This is a genomic window from Pedobacter sp. SYP-B3415 (genome assembly GCF_004138205.1).
Classification (GTDB): domain Bacteria; phylum Bacteroidota; class Bacteroidia; order Sphingobacteriales; family Sphingobacteriaceae; genus Pedobacter.
The window spans coordinates 40,159-59,157 of the sequence record NZ_RXNQ01000012.1 but is presented as its reverse complement, the minus strand read 5'-3'; the positions used below and the strand labels follow the sequence as shown (position 1 = coordinate 59,157).

Below are 18,999 nucleotides of genomic sequence, written 5' to 3'. Positions count from 1 at the left end.
CCGCACCGCAGTCTAGGGATGATAAGCCCAGTTCGCTTTCAGGAAAGATGGGAATTATTAAGCTTGGAAAACAGGCCTGTCTTAACTATTTTTAACAATCAAAAGAATCACTAAAACGGTCAACCTTATTCAGGGATGTACAGGGCAAGGTCTTTCCTCCTTGTTCTTTTGTCTTTGATCCGGATTACCTTGCTCAACCTTCCGCTTCGCTAAAGGTTTGGCTGCGGTGATCCGGGATTACCTTCGCTCAACCTTCCACTGCGCTGCAGGTTTCGCTGCGGTGATCCCGGAGGGGGGCAAGGTCTTTCCTCCTTGTTCTTTTGTCTTTGATCCGGATTACCTTCGCTCAACCTTCCACGGCGCTGCAGGTTTCGCTGCGGTGATCCCGGAGGGGGGGCAAGGTCTTTCCTCCTTGTTCTTTTGTCTTTGATCCGGATTACCTTCGCTCAACCTTCCGCTTCGCTAAAGGTTTGGCTGCGGTGATCCGGGCAACGGTCTTTTCTCCTTGTTCTTTTCTCTTTGATCCAGAATTACCTTCGCTCAACCTTCCGCTTCGCTAAAGGTTTGGCTGCGGTAATCCGGGATTACCTTCGCTCAACCTTCCACTGCGCTGCAGGTTTCGCTGCGGTGATCCCGGCAACGGTCTTTTCTCCTTGTTCTTTTCTCTTTGATCCAGAATTACCTTCGCTCAACCTTCCGCTTCGCTAAAGGTTTGGCTGCGGTGATCCGGGATTACCTTCGCTCAACCTTCCACTGCGCTGCAGGTTTCGCTGCGGTGATCCCGGAGGGGGGTGGCTACAAAGAAATGAAGCCCCCGCCTCGCTGCGCTCGCCGGTTTTTGTTTTTTCCTGCTTATGCCGAAGCTCCGCTTCGCAATGCCTGAAGAAACAAAAACCCCGCTTTCAGCGGGGCTTCATTTCTTTGGCGGAGAGAGAGGGATTCGAACCCTCGATACCCTTTAGAGGTATACACACTTTCCAGGCGTGCTCCTTCAACCACTCGGACACCTCTCCTTTTGTGGGCCACAAAACTATGATTTTTTCGACGTAAAAAAAAAGCCCACCGAATCCGGTGAGCTTTTACATATAATTACCGTCAGACTATTTGGCCTGATAGTTATAGCTGATGGTGCCATTCGCGCTTACTCCCGTAATGTTCACCATATTGTTCCTGGTCTGTGGCAATGCTTTTTCAACATCAGCAGCGCTGTTTACCGGAATGCCGTTTACCGATGTGATCAGCAATCCCTGCGGAATGCCATACATGTCAAACGCTTTGCCTTCCTGTACGCTGGTTACCACCACACCGTTCTTCACATTGTACCGTGCTTTCTGCTCGGCGCTTGCAGGTGCAAAGCTTGCTCCCGCACTCACCGCAGCTTTTGAACCACTGTTCGCGTTAGACGCGAGCTTGTTTACACTCTCGCCTTTCAGCGTTACATTGAAATCTCTCAGCTGTCCGCTGCGAAGTACAGTTAGTTTCACACGGTCGCCCGGATTCATCCGGCCAATTTTTTCCTGCAAATCAGGTGCGTCTGAAACGATCTTGCCATCAACTTTTTTGATGATATCGCCTTTCTGAATGCCTGCGGCTGCCGCACCACCATTTGGTACAACCTCGTTTACGTATAGTCCGTTAAGGTCCTTGATGTTCAGCTGCTCGGCCGCCTCTGCGTCGAGTGCGCGGAAGCTTACACCTACATAACCACGTTTTACAGTGCCGAAACGCATAAAGTCGTCAAGGATTTTTTTAGCCAGGTTTACAGGAATCGCAAAACCATAACCTTCATTGCGGCCTGACTGAGAGGCGATAGCCGAGTTAATACCAACTAATTCACCGTTGGCATTGACAAGCGCCCCGCCGCTGTTACCCGGGTTAATAGCCGCATCGGTCTGGATAAATGATTCAATGCTTTGGTTTGCTGCACGCTCAGGAACTTTACCCGAACGCATGTATTCTTCATATTCTTCTTCTGTAAGCGGCTGCTGCTGATCCTGAGCAAGAATACCGATCTGACGCGCCTTTGCACTTACAATACCGGCAGTAACCGTGGTTTGCAGATCAAGCGGATAACCGACTGCCAGCACCCATTCACCTACCTGTACATTATCAGAATTGCCCATTTTTACCACCGGCAAACCTTTGGCTTCGATCTTCAACAGCGCCAGGTCTGTGTTCGGGTCTTTACCTACAACCTTTGCTGTCATGCGGCGTTTGTCTGTCAGGATCACGTCGATCTTTTCAGCATTGTCGACAACGTGATTATTCGTTACGATATACCCGTCTTCAGACAAGATAACGCCCGAGCCCGATGCTGCCCTGGGTGCGCGCTGCATCCGTCTGCCGCCGCCGCCGCCAAAAAAGTCGTCGAACATATCAAATGGTGAACTGCTGCGCGACTGCCGGTTGCTTGTACCATACGTTGTTTTAATGTGCACAACTGCCGGCGACACTGCGGCGGCTGCCTGCACAAAGTCTTCTGCACCGGCCGATGATATTTTTAGCGGATTATTTGCGAAGTAAACTTTTTGTTTCTCTTCTAAAGATGCATTTTCTGTTTTATGCTCAAGGAGTTTGTAGCCTCCTATCGCCGCCGCACCACCTATAAATGCGGCAAGAACAGCATAACTCATTATCTTTTTCATATAGCTCCTAATTTTCTTTTTGCGATGTGATGATCAAATTTAGCACCATATCAACGATATTTGTATCACAGGGAACTGGATTTTTCTGTTAAATTATGTTAAATGAAACACTTAGCGCCGCTCTTTAGTTTCGTTTGACCCGCACCATTTAAAATATGCAAATCGAATCTCAGCCACTCAATTTTTATAAATACCAGGGCGCCGGAAATGACTTCATCCTGGTCGATAACCGGAACGCAGCCTTCAATTCTGATGACTATGAGGCAGTTTCGCGCCTTTGCGACCGCCGGTTCGGTATTGGTGGCGACGGACTCATGCTCCTGCAAAATCACACTGATTACGATTTCGAAATGTTGTATTACAACGCCGATGGCAAGCCGGGAAGCATGTGCGGCAATGGCGGGCGCTGTATCGTGGCCTTCGCCAAACATTTGCGACTAATTGACCTGGAAACTAACTTTTTGGCAGTTGATGGTCCGCATTATGCCAAAATTTCATCTGAAGGCGACTGGGTAGAGTTACAAATGGTTGACGTAAACCTGTTAAACCGGGACGGAGAGGCCTGGGTCCTTAATACAGGTTCGCCGCATTATGTATTGCCGGTAACAGGTCTCGAAGCATATGATGTTTTTAGCGAAGGCAGAGCTATTCGTAATAACGACACCTACCGTACCGACGGTATCAATGTGAATTTTGTAGAAGACCTGGGCGACCATTTGTTTGTTCGCACGTTCGAACGGGGTGTGGAAGCTGAAACGTTTGCCTGCGGAACAGGTGTAACTGCCGTAGCGCTGGCAGATGCTGCGGCGAAAAACAAGCAGGGGCACATCATTACACCAATCCGTGTGCTTGGCGGCAACCTTCGTATTGAATTTGACTACAACGGCGAAAGCTTTACCAATATTTTTCTCTGCGGACCCGCAAAACTTGTTTTCCAGGGCAGTATCTGATCCCCGCAGCAGTCGGTGCCAATGCTTCGCGAACCGGTATTCCCACGGTTCTGTTCACGAAGACTCCGACAAAGTGTAACAAATACACTAACATAAATCAATCGTTTGATTAAATGATGATTCTCTGACAGAGCGAACATCCGAATGGGCCTACTTTTGTCGCTTAACAAAATTGTTAAACGCTCCCGACAAAAAAACAGGATGGAAAAAGCGACCGAAGAGCTGATCAAGGAAACAGCAAAAGACATCTTTTTTAAACAGGGAAACCTGCATGCAACTACCCAGGACATTGCAGATGCAGCCGGTGTGAACCGCTCGTTGCTGAACTATTATTTCCGCTCCCGCGATCTATTGTTCGAGCAGGTCTACAACGAAGCTGTACAAAGCAAAAGAAGCCAGCTGGATGAAGCACTTGATGCCGACCTTCCGTTCAGGGAAAAAGTGGAACGTTTTATTGATGTCTACCTCCGCGACATGCGCAAGTATCCCTTTAAGGAAGCCTTCCTGATTTCAGAAATCAACCATAAGGACTTTGTACTGAAAAACAAAAAGAAAAGCGCAAAGCTGATCAGCTTCCTCGATGAAATTGCAGCAGAAATGAAAAAGGGAACCATAAGAACCATGGACCCTATGCACTTTCTGGTTAACCTGTTTTCCATGCTGTCTTACCCGATTATCATGTCACCGCTTTACCAGCAGCTGTTTAATCTGAGCCATACCCGCTACGAAAATTTCATCGACGAACGAAAAGATATCATCCTTCAATCAATTTTTATATAGAGCACATAATGACCATGAGAACAATACGCACGTTTATTTTTACGCTGAGCTGCTCAGCGCTGTTGCTGGCTTCATGCGGCGGCAAAAAAGACGACAAGGCGGCACAGGCCGCAGCTGCAGATCAGCCGCAGACTTACCCTGTCGTAACGCTTACCGAACGGAGCACCACCCTTGAAACCGACTATCCTGCCACGCTTGAAGGACAGCAAAACGTAGACATTCGCCCTAAAATTGACGGCTTTATAGAGAAAATATTTGTTGATGAAGGTGCTACCGTGAAACAAGGTCAGCCGCTTTTTTCCATCAATGCACCGCAGTATGCACAGGAAGTCCGTACCGCCCAGGCGGCGATAAACAGTGCCGAGGCAGAAGTTAATGCCGCGCGTCTTCAATACAACAAAACCAAGCCACTGGTTGAAAAAGACATCATCAGCCGTTTCGATCTTGAGTCTGCCGAATACAACCTGAAGATCAAACAGGCTGCACTATCGCAGGCGCGCGCTTCGCTCGCCAACGCCCGTGTAAACCTGGGATATACCCGCGTTGTAGCTCCTGTAAATGGTGTAATTGGCCGCATTCCTTACAAAACGGGTGCGCTGGTAAGCAGCCAGAGTGCCGAGCCGTTAACCACAATTTCGAACATTGCCAAAGTGTACGCGTATTTCTCGCTGAATGAAAAACAAATTCTTGATTTTTCGAGGGACTATAAAGGCGCCACGCTCACAGATAAGATTCGTCAGATTCCATCCGTCTCACTTATCCTGTCAGACGGCACCATCTATGCGCAAAACGGGCGCATCGAGACAGTGAGCGGCCAGATCAATACCCAGACAGGATCTGCAAGTATGCGCGCTACATTCCCAAACCCCTCTGTTTTGCTGAGAAGCGGCGCCAGCGCACTGGTACGGATTCCAAAACACATCGAATCAGCTATCCTGATCCCTCAGAAGTCTACATCAGACATTCAGGGTAAGAAGTTCGCATACGTAGTTGACGGTTCTGGCGCGGTAAAATCTACTGAGATCGAAATCATGGACAACACAAAAGGAAATTTTTATGTGGTTACCAAGGGTCTGAAAGCCGGTGACAAAATTGTACTGGAAGGTTTTTCCGGTCTGAAAGACGGCACAAAGATCAAGGCGGAAGAAAGAGCTGCCGACAGCGTCTTTGCCGAACTTAAAAAATAACTGTTAACCCAAGCAGAAAATCATGTTTAAAAAATTTATAGAAAGACCGGTACTGTCAACGGTTATCTCCATTCTCATTGTGATACTGGGGGTGCTCGGCCTGGCTACCTTGCCGGTTTCGCAATACCCTGAAATAGCGCCGCCAACGGTGCAGGTTCAGGCTTCTTACCAGGGGGCCAACGCCGACGTGGTCATGAACAGTGTTGTTGTTCCGCTCGAGGAGCAGATAAACGGTGTGGAAGACATGGCCTACATGACATCTACTGCCGGCAACGACGGCACCGCCGCCATTTCGATCACATTTAAACTGGGTACCAATCCGGACCTGGCGGCCGTAAACGTTCAAAACCGCGTATCGCGTGCAACAAGTCTGCTACCGCAGGAAGTAACGCGTGCCGGTGTAATCACCTCAAAACGGCAGCCAAGTAACGTATTGATATTTGCGCTTTACAGCGATAATCCATCGTACGACCAGAAGTTTCTGCAGAACTATGCAGAGATTAACCTGGTTCCGCAGATCAAGCGGATTAACGGTGTGGGTGATGCGAGCGCATTCGGCCGCTCAGACTATACCATGCGTTTATGGCTGAAGCCGGATGTAATGACTGCTTACGGCCTGATTCCTGCCGATATCAGCACTGCGCTGGCTGAACAGAATATTGAAGCCGCGCCGGGTCAGTTTGGCGAAGAGGGTAACCAGTCGTTCGAATATACCTTAAAATACACAGGCAGGCTGAAAAGCGAGACCGAATTTGGCGACATGATCATCCGCGCCAGCGAAAACGGCGAAGTGCTGCGCCTGAAAGACGTGGCCCGGATCGAGATGGGCGCCCAGAGTTATGCCAGTACGGTGCGGGTAAACGGAAAGCAGGGTCTGGGTATCGCCATCAACCAGACAGCCGGTTCAAACGCGAAAGAAGTAATCGAGGGCTCATTGCAGGTGCTTGAAAATGCGTCAGCCAACTTCCCGAAGGGCATTCATTATATGCCGCTTGTTAACGTAAATGACTTTCTAGATGCGTCTATTGACAAAGTGATCCATACACTGATCGAGGCGTTTATCCTCGTGTTTCTGGTTGTGTTTATTTTCCTGCAGGATTTCCGTTCAACGCTTATCCCGGCCATCTCTGTGCCGGTAGCAATTATAGGTACTTTCTTCTTCCTGAATCTCTTCGGCTTTACGATCAACCTGCTAACGCTGTTTGCGCTTGTTCTGGCCATTGGTATCGTGGTCGATGATGCGATCGTTGTGGTCGAGGCGGTCCATGCGAAACTGGACCAGGGTTATAAATCGGCACGCAAAGCAACGGTCGACGCGATGGAAGACATCACCGGAGCTATTATTTCCATTACCCTTGTGATGGCTGCGGTGTTTGTGCCGGTTAGTTTTATCCAGGGATCATCGGGGGTATTCTACAAACAGTTCGGCCTGACGCTTGCCATTTCGATCATCCTCTCCGCCATCAATGCTTTAACGCTGAGTCCGGCGCTTTGTGCGCTGTTCCTGAAACCGCATTCAGATGACCATGGGCGTAAGAAAAATTTTATGCAGCGTTTTTATACTGCATTCAATACCTCTTTCGACCGGATGACGAATCGGTACAAGGGTGCGGTTTCTTTTCTGGCGGAGAAAAAATGGATTGCAGGCTTGATCATTGTCGGCTTTACCGCCGTTCTGGTATGGACCATGAACACCACACCAAAAGGATTTGTACCCAATGAAGATTTAGGAACGATCATGTCTGACATCTCGCTTCCGCCTTCTTCTTCAAAAGAGCGCACAGACGAAGTTGTAAGAAAGATCGACAGCCTCGTGCGTACGGTACCGGAAGTAAACAGTACGCTGCGTGTTGTAGGCCGGGCCATGATCAGCGGAAGCGGAAGCGCTTATGGTATGGTGATTACCCGGTTGCAGCCATGGAAAGAGCGCGACCGTGACGTTAAAGCAATTATTGCAGACCTGTTTGCAAAAACCGCAAGTATCAAGGAGGCACGTGTTATCTTTTTTGCACCGCCAACCATACAGGGTTTCGGTACCAGCGGCGGTTTTGAATTTCAGCTGCAGGACCGCACCGGCGGAGATATCGCCAAATTCAGCAATACAGCCAATGAATTTCTGGCCGAGCTAAATAAACGCCCGGAGATCCAGTACGCATCAACCTCCTTCAACGTAAACTTTCCGCAGTTCCTCGTTACGGCTAATGTGGCCAAAATCAAGCAGGCCGGGCTTAGCGTAAATGATGTGCTTGGCGTGCTGCAGGGTTATTATGGCGGGGTTTATGCATCGAACTTTAACAAGTTCGGTAAGCAATACCGCGTGGTATACCAGGCCGATTTCAAATACCGGACAAACCAGGAAAGTCTGAATAACATTTCTGTTCGCACAAAAGCCGGTACAATGGCACCGATCACAGAGTTTATCAGCCTGAGTAAAGTGTATGGTCCGCAGACCATTTCCCGGTTTAACCTGTATACATCGATCCAGGTAACCGGTAACCCCAAGCCGGGCTTCAGCTCTGGCGATGCGCTTGCCGCCGTTCAGGAAGTTGCGGCTCAGAAACTGCCTGCTGGCTACGGCTATGAGTTTTCCGGCCTGTCGAGGGAGGAGCAGTATGCCGGAAGTCAGACGGTCTTTATCTTTATGCTTTGTGTGGTCTTTGTTTATTTCCTGCTGGCAGCCCAGTATGAAAGTTATATGCTGCCGCTTGCCGTTCTGATCTCCTTACCGGTCGGTCTCACCGGTACCTTTATCTTTGATAAAATCTTCGGAATTGACAATAACATTTATACGCAGATCACGCTGATTATGCTTGTGGGGCTGCTTGCCAAAAATGCGATCCTGATTGTAGAGTATGCGCTCGACCGCCGGCGCAAAGGGATGGGCATTGTTGAGGCTGCAATAGACGGTGCAACAGCCCGTTTACGCCCGATCCTCATGACATCGTTTGCCTTTATTCTTGGACTGCTTCCGCTTATGCTTTCGCGCGGCGTTGGCGCCGCGGGTAACTCCTCTATTGGTACCGGTGCGGTAGGCGGTATGCTTTTCGGTACCATCTTCGGGATTTTTGTAATTCCGGCCCTGTTCATCATATTCCAGATGCTGCAGGAAAAAGTGAGTAACAAATCACCCTTCGAAGCAGATGCTGAAGCCGCCCGTTTGGAAGAAGCCGGCGAAAAACCTTCAGGCAATGACCACCACTAGGAAAAACAACATGACAAAGTTCAAAAAACATACACTATTATTTATGCTCCTGTTGCTGGGTGCCGCGGCCTGCCGGGTAACCAAACAATATGAGCGGCCTGTTGTGCCAGATCAGGGATTGTACCGCGACGTGCAGTCGACCGATACCAACTCGATCGGTCTGATGCGCTGGGACAGCCTGTTTACCGATCCGGTACTGCAAACGCTTGTTCGCGAAGGCCTCGAAAAAAACCTTGACCTGCGTTCGGCCCTCGAGCGGATCAAATCTGCCGATGCTGCGTTACGGCAAAGCCGCGCTGCGTTTCTGCCCAGCCTGAATGCAGATGTCTCAGTAACAGATAACAAACAATCGCGCGCAGCGCTGAACTTCCCGCCGGGTATCAACATTAACCTGGAAACGCAAACCTACCGGGCGCAGTTGAGTACGTCCTGGGAGGCTGATATATGGGGTAAACTGAGCAGCGGACGGCGTGCCGCACTGGCTACCCTGTTGCAGACAGAAGCAGCGAAGCGTGCTATACAGACCCAGCTTGTAAGCGCAATTGCCAACAATTATTATGCGCTTCTGGCGCTTGACAAACAGCTGGCCATTACCGAAGAAACAATACGTATCCGCATCCAGGATGTTGAAACCATGCGATCGCTCAAAGAAGGAGCTGTAGTAAATGGTGCAGCCGTGGTGCAAAGCGAAGCGAACCGGTATGCAGCAGAAGTTACCGTACCAGATCTGAAGCAAGGCATCCGCGAAACCGAAAATGCACTGAGCATTCTGCTGGCCCGCGCTCCCGGAACAATTGTGCGGGGTAAATTGGAAAGCCAGGTGCCGCTTACCAACCTGGAGACCGGTGTTTCGAGCCAGTTGCTGAAAAACCGCCCGGATGTGCAGCAGGCAGAATTTGCTTTCCGTGCGTCGTTTGAAAATACGAACGTGGCGCGCACATTCTTCTACCCCTCTCTGACACTGACTGCCGGCGGCGGGCTCTCCTCCCTGCAGCTGCAGAACTTTTTTTCGCAGTCTATATTTTATAATATTGTCGGCGGACTTACCCAGCCGATCTTCAACAGGGGGTTAAACAAGGCAAGATTGCGTACAGCTCAGGCCAACCAGCAGATTGCTTACAACGACTTCCAGCAATCATTGCTGAATGCGGGTAACGAGGTGTCAAACTACCTATATGCTTACCAGGCGGCCAGCGATAAACAGCAGAGCCGCAGCCGGCAGATCGCATCATTAACCAAAGCAGTCGAGTATACAAAAGAATTGTTGCGCTACAGTTCGGCAACAAATTATACCGATGTATTGACCTCAGAACAGGCCTTACTTGCCGCACAGCTTGCCGGGGTTAATGACCAGCTGCAGAAATTGCAGGCTGTCGTGAACCTCTATCGCGCCCTTGGCGGAGGCTGGCAATAAGCCAGGCAAATCACCAAACGGAACAACCCGCAGTTTTTTTAAGAGCTGCGGGTTATTTTTTGATTGTTCGTTCAATTTGGTGTATGTTTGAAGGTTTCCGCAGCGCATAGCGCCGCAACATTTACCTAATCTACCATGTTACTTGCCGATACTGAAAAACCCTGCCGGATGGTTTACGCGCTCTGTAAACACGAGTTCCTCGGATACCTGATCGAGCCTCATATCGTTCAACTGAATCCGCAGGGTGACTTTTCTTTGAGTTATCAGCGGGTATTTACACATACCGCCAAAGATTACGATTGTGATCTCGATGCGACAGACATGAAACTCATCAAAATTCTGGATGAGATTGAGCAGGACTATCTGATTAAAAAATACCACAAAAAGAGCGTTCGTTCCAGCGAATTTTTCACAAAAATATTTGACGAAGCCTTTTATGAAAATGTGCGTCCGAAGATTGAAAAAAAACTTGCCGAGGCACTCGAAATCCTGAAAACTAAAGACAGCCTTTACCTGATGGGCAAGGATGGCTGGCCGGTAGAAAGAAAGATCAGCCTGGCGGCAGAAGCAGCCTCCGTACTTTTCCATTTCAGACGTAACGAAACGGAAACCCGTTATTTTCCGACAATTAAATACCAGGGGCAGCGGATCGAGTTTATGTTCAAAGATGCGCAGGTGGTTAGCAACCAGCCCGCATGGCTGCTGCTGGATGATGTACTGTATTATTTTGAACAGGGAATTGAAGGAAAGAAACTCCAGCCTTTCCTGGCGAAACGTTATATCGCGATTCCGAAAGCTACAGAAAAAACATATTTCGAAAAGTTCGTCGGTCCGCTCATTGAAAAATATAATGTATACGCCGAGGGCTTTGAGATCCGGACCGAGAAATATGATGCGCGCCCTATCCTCAAAGTTATCTATGTTGATGGAGGCATCTCCCAGATCCAGGTATATTTCCGTTATGGCGATTATCTTTTTGCCATGGGTAACGACCGTAAAGTGACCGTACGCCTGGAAAAAGACGATGATAATTATATTTTTCACCGCGTAAAAAGGTCGCTTGACTGGGAAAAACAAAAGTTTGCATTTCTGACCGGGCTGGGCTTGAAAAAAACGAGTGCATTGTTCAGTAACCTCGAAGTGTCGGGGCTCTCTGATGATGCCAACCAAAGTTATGCTGTGCTGAACTGGATCAATGAGCACATTGAGCAGTTGGAGAGCGAGGGCTTTGAAATTGAGCAGCAGACCGGGCAGAAGCGATTTGTAATCGGTGCCAATAAGATTGACCTCGAAGTGAAAGAGGGCAATGACTGGTTCGATATTTATGCGATCGTCTACTTTGGGAAATATCAGATCCCATTTATAGAACTAAAGCAGCATATCTTGCATAAACGGCGGGAATTTACCCTTCCAGACGGGGAAGTTGCGATTATACCTGACAAATGGTTTGCACAGTATGGTACACTTTTCAGTCTGGCAGAATCGGGCAAAGGCCTTAAGCTGAAGAAACACCACATCGGCCTGGTGAATGATCTGGCGGAAGACAGTATTACAAATGTGACCCTTCAGCGGAAGCTTCAAAGACTGAACGACTTTGAGCAAATTGACGACACCCATTTGCCTGTTCACTTTAAGGGTGATCTGCGCAGTTACCAGAAAGCCGGGTACAACTGGTTCGGTTTTCTGCGTGAGTACAACTTTGGCGGGTGCCTGGCCGACGACATGGGTCTGGGTAAAACCGTTCAGACACTGGCCATGCTGCAGAAGGTAAAGGAAGAGAATGAGCAGAATAACAGCCACCACCCTTCACTCATCATTATGCCAACCTCACTGATCCACAACTGGACGAACGAGGCAAAAAAATTCACCCCGAAGCTGAAGATTCTGGCGCATACGGGAACAAACCGGTCAAAAGACCTCTCGCTGTTTGCTAAACACGACCTGATCATTACAACCTATGGGGTAACCCGTATTGATATCGGCTTGCTCGAAAACTTTTACTTCAACTACGTAATCCTTGACGAAAGCCAGAATATAAAAAACCCGGGATCGAAATCTTTTAAGTCGGTAAGGGCACTAAAGTCAAAATACAGGCTTATTCTAAGCGGAACGCCCGTAGAAAATTCTGTCGGCGATCTGTGGCCCCAGCTTACCTTCCTGAATCCGGGACTGCTCGGTTCGCAGGCTTTCTTTTATGAAGAGTATGTTCAGGCAATCGAAAAAAAGAAGGATGAGGAGAAGGCAAGGAAACTTCAGAGCATTATTAAACCTTTCGTGCTCAGAAGAACCAAAGAACAGGTTGCAGCAGAACTGCCGCCAAAAACCGAACAGGTTTTTTATTGCGATATGAGTGAGGATCAGGCAGCCTATTACGAAAAGACAAAGTCTGCGTACCGGAATGACCTGCTTGAAAGTATGGACAATGGTACTTTTGCACAAAAACAGGTGCAGTTGCTGCAGGGACTGACCGCGCTGAGGCAATTGGCCAATCACCCGCTTATGATTGATGCCGGGTATACCGCCGACTCAGGTAAATTTGAAAACGTAATCCATACCCTTGATAATGTCTTGAAAGGTGGCCATAAGGTGCTGGTGTTTTCTCAGTTTGTAAAACACCTGGACATATTCAGGAGGTACTTCGAAAAAGAACAGATCCCATTTGCTTACCTGGACGGGGGTACACGCAACCGTGGTGAGGTGGTCTCGGCCTTTCAGGAAAACAAGCAGCTCAAGGTTTTCCTGATCTCTTTAAAGGCCGGTGGCGTAGGACTTAACCTGACTCAGGCCGATTATGTATTTATTCTCGATCCCTGGTGGAACCCCGCGGTTGAACAGCAGGCAATTGATCGTACGCACCGCATCGGGCAGGAAAAGAAAGTGTTCATTTACAAGTTCATTGCGAAAGACACGGTAGAGGAAAAGATCCTTGCCCTGCAGCAAAGAAAGAAGTCGCTGGCCAGTGCCCTGATCACCACAGAAGAAAGCTTTATCAAATCGCTCACAAAAGACGATATCCGCGAAATTCTAAGTTAGGCATTGAGCCGGAGTATGCTGCTGAAACTTAAAAAAAGAAGATGCCCAGAACCTTTTGAAGACAATGTTGTTTGCTAAATAAGGAATTCTAAAATATTTGGTTATGACAAAGGAAACAAAAATACTTACTGGCGTACTGGCCGGAGCCGCTCTGGGTGCAGTGGCCGCACTGTTGATCACAACAAGTAAGAATGATAATATAACATCAAAGGTAAGCGACTGGTTCTGCGACCTTTTTGATTCTTCAAAAGATAAAATCTCACACCTTGCAGACAAAGTTACATCTGCTGCAAGTGATGTTGCCGACAAAGCAAAAGATAAATACAGCGATCTGAAAGCTTAAAAAAACACTGATCAACTTCAGAAAAAGAGAAATCCATCCAGGTTTCTCTTTTTCTTTGCCACCTATTTAACCATATATGCATCTAACTTTTCATGGTGCTGCCCGCACCGTTACGGGCAGCAAACACCTGCTCGAACTTAACGACGGAACGTCGGTTCTGCTCGATTGCGGAATGTTCCAGGGCATGGGCCAGGTAACCGACAAATTGAATGGCTACTTTGGCTTTAACCCCGCGCGGGTAGATTATGTTGTACTTAGCCATGCGCACATTGACCATTGCGGCCTTCTGCCGCGACTGGTTTCAGAAGGTTTTGATGGCCGGATATTCGCCACCGCCCCCACTATGGCATTGTGCAGAATCCTTCTGCTTGATTCTGCACGGATCCAGGAGCAGGACGCTGAATACCATAACCGGAAAAGTAAGCAGCAGGAGGAACCACTATATACCGAAGAAGACGTGAATAAAACGATGTCGCTCTTCAAGATTGTTGATTACAATACAGATTTTAAAATCAATGATTCCATCTCGCTGCGGTTTACGGATGTTGGCCATGTGGTTGGAAGCGCCGCCGTGCACTTATCGATTAACGAAGACGGAAAGACGACGCGCCTGTCGTTCAGCGGCGATGTTGGCCGCTATGGCGATCTTCTGTTGAAGAGCCCGCAGCAATTTTCACAGGCCGATTACATCATCATGGAATCGACATATGGTGACAGTCTGCATAAAGACCTCGAGCCGATTGAAAACGCATTGCTGGAATACATCAGGCAAACCTGCGAGGTCAAGAAAGGCAAACTGATCATACCTGCTTTCAGCGTAGGCCGTACACAGGAGGTACTGTATGCGCTGAACGGGCTGGAACTGAAGGGTAAACTTCCCGATGTTCCATACTTCGTAGATAGTCCGCTGTCGCTTCAGGCAACAGAAGTGCTTAAAGATCATCCTGAAGTTTACAACAACGGCGTGAAAGAGGTCATGAAGCGCGACGACGATCCGTTCTCTTTCAAGGGGCTGAAATTTATCGAACGTGTTGAAGAATCAAAGGCGCTGACCGCAGACCCGAGACCATGTGTTGTAATCTCTGCCTCTGGTATGGCTGAAGCCGGAAGGGTTAAACACCATATCAGAAATTGCATCAGCAACAGAAAAAACACCATTTTGCTTGTGGGCTATTGCGAGCCTACATCGCTGGGTGGCCGCCTCATAGCCGGCGAAAAGGAAGTCGACATTTTTGGCGAACATTTTCAGGTCCAGGCAGAAGTAGGTGCTATCAAATCGATGAGCGCCCATGGCGATTATGAAGATCTGCTTCACTTCCTCGCCTGCCAGGAACCCGAAAAGGTGAGGCAGCTGTTTCTGGTACACGGGGAATACGATGTGCAGCAAAATTTTGCCCAGCGCCTGCGCGACAAAGGGTTTAAACATATTACTATTCCGGAGTACCACGAACGCTTCGAGCTCCAGGCCGGTTCATAGTTTTTAGCGCCGCGCCGTGCGTACGCCGGTGCACGCGTTATTTTCCATAAACAATCCTCATCTTTACAGCATGGACGTTTACGGTAAAGCCCTTCTCGATTTTTATACAACAGGCCATGCGGAAACCTTGTGGTTGAATAACTCTTACGGCGAACCGGAAGAAATGCCCGTTGATGTTTTCTTTCGGAAGAAGAACGAAATGCCGCAGCTTGAGCTGATTGCTATGCGCATGTGTCGCGGCAGCATTCTTGATATCGGCGCAGGCGCAGGTAGTCATGCGCTTGCGCTGCAGCGCGACGGAAAAGATGTGACAGCCATTGATGTATCTGAAGGATGTGTGGAGGTCATGAAGAAACGTAAAGTGAAAAAAGCCCTTCAGGGGGATGTCTTCCGGTATAAGGGTAGGAAGTTCGATACCCTGCTGCTGCTCATGAATGGCATTGGCCTCTGTGGTACTGTTAACGGTTTCAACGATTTTCTCCGTCATATACCTGCTTTGCTTGCTCCTGGCGGACAAGTAATTTTTGACTCTTCCGATATCCGCTATCTTTACGATGACCTGGATATGCCGGCTTCGGCGTACTATGGGGAAATTTCCTACCAGTACACATACAAAGGCGAAAAAGGCAGCTGGTTTAACTGGCTTTATTTGGATCAGGACCTGCTGAAAAAACTTGCAAATGCCGCCGGCTGGAATTGTGAAATCCTTTTTGATGATGGTGAGGATCAGTTTCTGGTTCAACTGACACTGAAGACCGATGAAAAGGAAGCTTCATATCTTTGAGTTTCCGAGTAACCTCGGATTAAAGCAACTTGCCGACCGGGAGCCTGGTGTTGCACGGCTGACTGCACGCCTGCGCGAAGTCGGACTGCATGAGGCCCTGCATCCGGCTGCCGTTACAACCCTGCCCGGACTCCCATATACAATGGACCTCGATCCTGCAACAGGCATCAGAAATGCGCCGGCCATCCGCAGTTATGCATTACAGCAGGCAGCGGTGCTGGCAGATCCGCTGCAAGCGGGCACCTTCTGTTTCATTATTGGCGGAGATTGCAGTATACTTATTGGAAGTGCCCTGGCGTTAAGGCGTCTGGCGAACTGTGCCCTGTTTTTTCTGGATGGCCATACTGATTTTGTAACGCCAGAGGCTTCTGCTACCGGCGGCGCTGCAGGCATGGACCTTGCGCTTGTAACCGGGCATGGGCCGGCACTTCTTAGCTCGATAAACGGCCTGGGTCCTTACTTTCAGGAAAACCTGACCTGGTGCGTGGGCAACAGGTACTTTGACGCTGAGTACCTCGCACCCATGGAGAAATCCGGAATGACCTACCTGGATCTGCCGGGTTTACGTGAAATGGGAATCACCGTTTGCGCATCCGCATTTATCGACTTTGTAACCGAAAAGCAGGCACAACGTTTTTTTATTCATCTGGATGCTGATGTACTCGATAACCTGTTAATGCCGGCTGTAGACAGCCCGCAGGAAGGCGGCCTGCGTTACGACGAGCTTGAAGAGTTGCTCGTAACGCTCATTGCCGATCCGCGCTGTGCGGGAATTGAGGTGACCATCCTGGATCCCGACCTTGATCCTGAGAAAAAATATTCCAAAGCATTCGCCGAAGTGCTGGTCCATATCATGCATTCAGCCGGTTTGGTGTCAGATCAGCAAACCGTCAAATTCTGACAGACGAAAAGTCAAAAAACGCTCCCGGACCTGACAGCTGGTCTGGTCACTGTATATTTGAATATGCAGAAGATAAAGCTTAGTGTACTGGACCAGTCGCCGGTGCGTAAAAGTGCCACGGCCCGTCGCGCAATTGAAGAAACTACACTGTTGGCGCAGCATACAGAAGGGTTAGGTTACCATCGGTTCTGGGTGTCTGAACACCACAATACGGGTAGCCTGGCCGGCTCTACCCCTGAAATCCTTATCGCACATCTGGCTAACCACACGAGCAGGATCCGGCTTGGTTCAGGCGGAATCATGCTGCCCAACCATAGCGCATTAAAAGTTGCAGAAAGTTTCCGATTGCTGGAGACGATGCATCCCGGCCGGATCGATCTTGGTATAGGCCGTGCACCCGGAACAGATCGCATCACCGCGTCAATGCTAAATCCTTCGAACAATTTCAGTGAGCAGGATTTCGTTGCACAGCTAAACGATCTTGGAAACTTTTTTCATGATATTCCTGACCAGGGCAATCTGAATGGCAGGGTCAAAGCGATTCCGGTAGCAGAAACGGTTCCGGCCCAATGGATCTTAAGCAGCAGCGGCCAAAGCGCGCTTTTCGCGGCGCATTTTGGTATGGGCTTTTCATTTGCACATTTTATCAATCCGAACGGGGGCCCTCAGGCTGTCCAGTATTATCGCGAACATTTCCGGCCTTCGGCAGATCTTGCAGCGCCCCAGGCCAATGCAGCCCTGTTTGTTTTTTGCTCGGAGGATGAGGAGAAAGTAAGACAACAATCGGCGCTGATGGCACATCGCTTCCTTCAGCTTGAGAAAGGTCAGGGTTTAAGCTCTTTTGGTTTTGATGATATCAGAGATGTAGTCTATACACCCGCCGAACAGGAGCGTATTGATTATAATAAACAACGCATGGTGAGCGGAACACCTGAAGAGGTAAAGGAACGTTTAACGGAGCTGGCAGAAGCATATCAGGTTGACGAGTTAATGGCCGTTACCATCACCGAACATTTTGAAGACAGGCTGTCGTCTTACGAATTATTAGCGAAATTGTTTCTTTAGTAGCGGATTGAGGCATCATATTGCCCTAACTTCAGATTGTTAGTTGCAGTGGCGGTCAGCGATCCATCTGCGCTGAAAAGAAGCCCGTTATCAGCTTAAATACCTGCTCATAGCTGCCCATTGGCAGTGTTTCGGCCTTGTCGTTTATATCATGATAGGCCTGCGTACCGCCCATGGTATACAAGAAGAAGGCAGGCACATTTTTCTCTGAGAAATGATAGTGATCGCTGTTCGCGGCCTTCCCGCGCCGGGCAAGTTTTGAAAACAGGTTTCCAGAATTATTTATGCGTTCCAATTCGGCAAAAGCCTCTGGGTAAACTGTTGCATTCACGACGGTCGCGCCGTCAACACCGGTGCCTACCAGATCAAGGTTAAGCAGAAATCGAATCGAACTTAAAGGGACGAGCGGATTCTCTGTAAAGTACTTTGAACCGATCAGTCCGGCTTCTTCACCTGCAAAGAAAAGAAAAGCGATGCTGTATGCCGGCGGATTTTCTGCGTAGTGCCTTGCAAGACTGAGCAGGGTTGCCACGCCACTTGCGTTGTCATTCGCGCCGGGAAACCATGTGTTACTACCCATACTACCCAGATGGTCATAGTGTGCGCTCAATACCAGTACAGAATCAGGCCGACGCGTTCCTCTGACCATTCCGCAGACATTTGCCGCCTCGAACGCAGGAAGAAACCGGTTTTCAATATTCATTGAAAAATTTTCCGGTTCTGTTTTCAGACGTGTTCTGTCAAGATAGATAACCGTATAAGGCTCAACGGAACTGGAAACAGACCATGTTAACTTATTCTGAAGGACAAAAATGGTTTTCGTCGCTGCTGAGAGATAGGTTACACTGTCTTTCTTTTCAAGCGATGCATTTTCAATTCGCTGTCCGGTACTTTCGTTGCCCACAAGGAAATCGAGGCCGGGAACGAGACTTTTGCCATTTAACCGGAGTTCCATGGCACCAGGAAAGGTATTCACAGGGTAGCTGAAATGTTGCAGGTAAGAGGGGCCATTCATTGGTGCCACACCAGACTTTTCAAGGTTTTTTGCAATGTATGCCGCTGCCTTTTTCATGCCATCGCGGGTATAGCCCCGCCCCCAGAACGCTTCAGAGCTAAGCGTCTTTACCTGTTCAATGGTCTGTGGCCGGTCCTGGGCTATTGCCTGAGTGGCCGATAAGAAAAACAGAAATATAAACAGGCGCGTGCTGGAAAACATAG

Annotated in this window: 13 protein-coding genes and 1 tRNA gene; 11 read left to right on the top strand and 3 right to left on the bottom strand. The window is 48.9% G+C overall.

The genetic code is table 11. The annotated features are described in order from the left end of the window. Positions 1-922 precede the first annotated feature (922 nt). Positions 923-1,013: transfer RNA gene (locus tag EJV45_RS07845), tRNA-Ser, on the bottom strand. 87 nt (positions 1,014-1,100) lie between these two features. After that, positions 1,101-2,645, bottom strand: coding sequence for a trypsin-like peptidase domain-containing protein (locus EJV45_RS07840; RefSeq protein ID WP_205942347.1), 1,545 nt, complete (start codon positions 2,643-2,645; stop codon positions 1,101-1,103). Positions 2,646-2,800: 155 nt separating this feature from the next. Between EJV45_RS07840 and dapF the strand changes: the two genes are divergently transcribed. The 11 genes from dapF (at position 2,801) to EJV45_RS07785 (ending at position 17,781) form a co-directional block, all read left to right on the top strand. Then, positions 2,801-3,595 carry a diaminopimelate epimerase gene (dapF, locus tag EJV45_RS07835; protein ID WP_129715120.1) on the top strand — a complete coding sequence of 265 codons (795 nt, stop codon included), beginning with the start codon at positions 2,801-2,803 and terminating at the stop codon, positions 3,593-3,595. A 201-nt stretch (positions 3,596-3,796) separates the two neighbouring features. After that, positions 3,797-4,375, top strand: coding sequence for a TetR/AcrR family transcriptional regulator (locus tag EJV45_RS07830; RefSeq protein WP_165305012.1), 579 nt, complete (start codon positions 3,797-3,799; stop codon positions 4,373-4,375). A gap of 14 nt (positions 4,376-4,389) precedes the next feature. Further along, positions 4,390-5,562 carry an efflux RND transporter periplasmic adaptor subunit gene (locus EJV45_RS07825; RefSeq protein WP_129715118.1) on the top strand — a complete coding sequence of 391 codons (1,173 nt, stop codon included), beginning with the start codon at positions 4,390-4,392 and terminating at the stop codon, positions 5,560-5,562. Between the two features lie 22 nt (positions 5,563-5,584). Beyond that, positions 5,585-8,764 (top strand): efflux RND transporter permease subunit, encoded by a 3,180-nt coding sequence (locus tag EJV45_RS07820; protein ID WP_129715117.1) that lies wholly within the window; start codon positions 5,585-5,587, stop codon positions 8,762-8,764. A 10-nt stretch (positions 8,765-8,774) separates the two neighbouring features. After that, entirely contained in the window at positions 8,775-10,178 is a 1,404-nt protein-coding gene (locus EJV45_RS07815; protein ID WP_129715116.1) for an efflux transporter outer membrane subunit, read from the top strand. A gap of 135 nt (positions 10,179-10,313) precedes the next feature. Then, positions 10,314-13,211, top strand: coding sequence for a DEAD/DEAH box helicase (locus EJV45_RS07810; protein ID WP_129715115.1), 2,898 nt, complete (start codon positions 10,314-10,316; stop codon positions 13,209-13,211). A gap of 103 nt (positions 13,212-13,314) precedes the next feature. Next, complete coding sequence (locus tag EJV45_RS07805; protein ID WP_129715114.1) at positions 13,315-13,554, top strand: YtxH domain-containing protein; 240 nt, start codon at positions 13,315-13,317, stop codon at positions 13,552-13,554. Positions 13,555-13,630: 76 nt separating this feature from the next. Beyond that, positions 13,631-15,031 (top strand): MBL fold metallo-hydrolase RNA specificity domain-containing protein, encoded by a 1,401-nt coding sequence (locus tag EJV45_RS07800; protein ID WP_129715113.1) that lies wholly within the window; start codon positions 13,631-13,633, stop codon positions 15,029-15,031. Positions 15,032-15,101: 70 nt separating this feature from the next. After that, the gene (locus tag EJV45_RS07795) at positions 15,102-15,815 is read left to right on the top strand and encodes a bifunctional 2-polyprenyl-6-hydroxyphenol methylase/3-demethylubiquinol 3-O-methyltransferase UbiG (protein ID WP_129715112.1); all 714 of its coding nucleotides are present in this window, start codon (positions 15,102-15,104) and stop codon (positions 15,813-15,815) included. Further along, on the top strand, positions 15,790-16,716 hold the full coding sequence (locus EJV45_RS07790) for an arginase family protein (RefSeq protein WP_129715111.1): 927 nt from the start codon (positions 15,790-15,792) through the stop codon (positions 16,714-16,716). The genes EJV45_RS07795 and EJV45_RS07790 overlap by 26 nt, the downstream gene beginning before the upstream one ends. A gap of 63 nt (positions 16,717-16,779) precedes the next feature. Continuing rightward, positions 16,780-17,781 carry an LLM class flavin-dependent oxidoreductase gene (locus tag EJV45_RS07785; RefSeq protein WP_129715110.1) on the top strand — a complete coding sequence of 334 codons (1,002 nt, stop codon included), beginning with the start codon at positions 16,780-16,782 and terminating at the stop codon, positions 17,779-17,781. Between the two features lie 55 nt (positions 17,782-17,836). Here EJV45_RS07785 and EJV45_RS07780 read toward each other — a convergent pair whose 3' ends face one another. Next, positions 17,837-18,997: a M28 family metallopeptidase gene (locus EJV45_RS07780; protein ID WP_129715109.1), complete on the bottom strand. Its 1,161-nt coding sequence runs from the start codon at positions 18,995-18,997 to the stop codon at positions 17,837-17,839. Between the last annotated feature and the right edge of the window lie 2 nt (positions 18,998-18,999).

Bases quoted from the DNA above. Each gene is read 5' to 3' on its own strand.
- EJV45_RS07815 (WP_129715116.1), top strand. From the start codon at position 8,775: ATGACAAAGTTCAAAAAACATACACTATTATTTATGCTCCTGTTGCTG.
- EJV45_RS07800 (WP_129715113.1), top strand. From the start codon at position 13,631: ATGCATCTAACTTTTCATGGTGCTGCCCGCACCGTTACGGGCAGCAAA.
- EJV45_RS07825 (WP_129715118.1), top strand. From the start codon at position 4,390: ATGAGAACAATACGCACGTTTATTTTTACGCTGAGCTGCTCAGCGCTG.
- EJV45_RS07830 (WP_165305012.1), top strand. From the start codon at position 3,797: ATGGAAAAAGCGACCGAAGAGCTGATCAAGGAAACAGCAAAAGACATC.
- EJV45_RS07840 (WP_205942347.1), bottom strand. From the start codon at position 2,645: ATGAAAAAGATAATGAGTTATGCTGTTCTTGCCGCATTTATAGGTGGT.
- dapF (WP_129715120.1), top strand. From the start codon at position 2,801: ATGCAAATCGAATCTCAGCCACTCAATTTTTATAAATACCAGGGCGCC.
- EJV45_RS07785 (WP_129715110.1), top strand. From the start codon at position 16,780: ATGCAGAAGATAAAGCTTAGTGTACTGGACCAGTCGCCGGTGCGTAAA.
- EJV45_RS07820 (WP_129715117.1), top strand. From the start codon at position 5,585: ATGTTTAAAAAATTTATAGAAAGACCGGTACTGTCAACGGTTATCTCC.
- EJV45_RS07795 (WP_129715112.1), top strand. From the start codon at position 15,102: ATGGACGTTTACGGTAAAGCCCTTCTCGATTTTTATACAACAGGCCAT.
- EJV45_RS07810 (WP_129715115.1), top strand. From the start codon at position 10,314: ATGTTACTTGCCGATACTGAAAAACCCTGCCGGATGGTTTACGCGCTC.
- EJV45_RS07780 (WP_129715109.1), bottom strand. From the start codon at position 18,997: ATGTTTTCCAGCACGCGCCTGTTTATATTTCTGTTTTTCTTATCGGCC.
- EJV45_RS07790 (WP_129715111.1), top strand. From the start codon at position 15,790: ATGAAAAGGAAGCTTCATATCTTTGAGTTTCCGAGTAACCTCGGATTA.
- EJV45_RS07805 (WP_129715114.1), top strand. From the start codon at position 13,315: ATGACAAAGGAAACAAAAATACTTACTGGCGTACTGGCCGGAGCCGCT.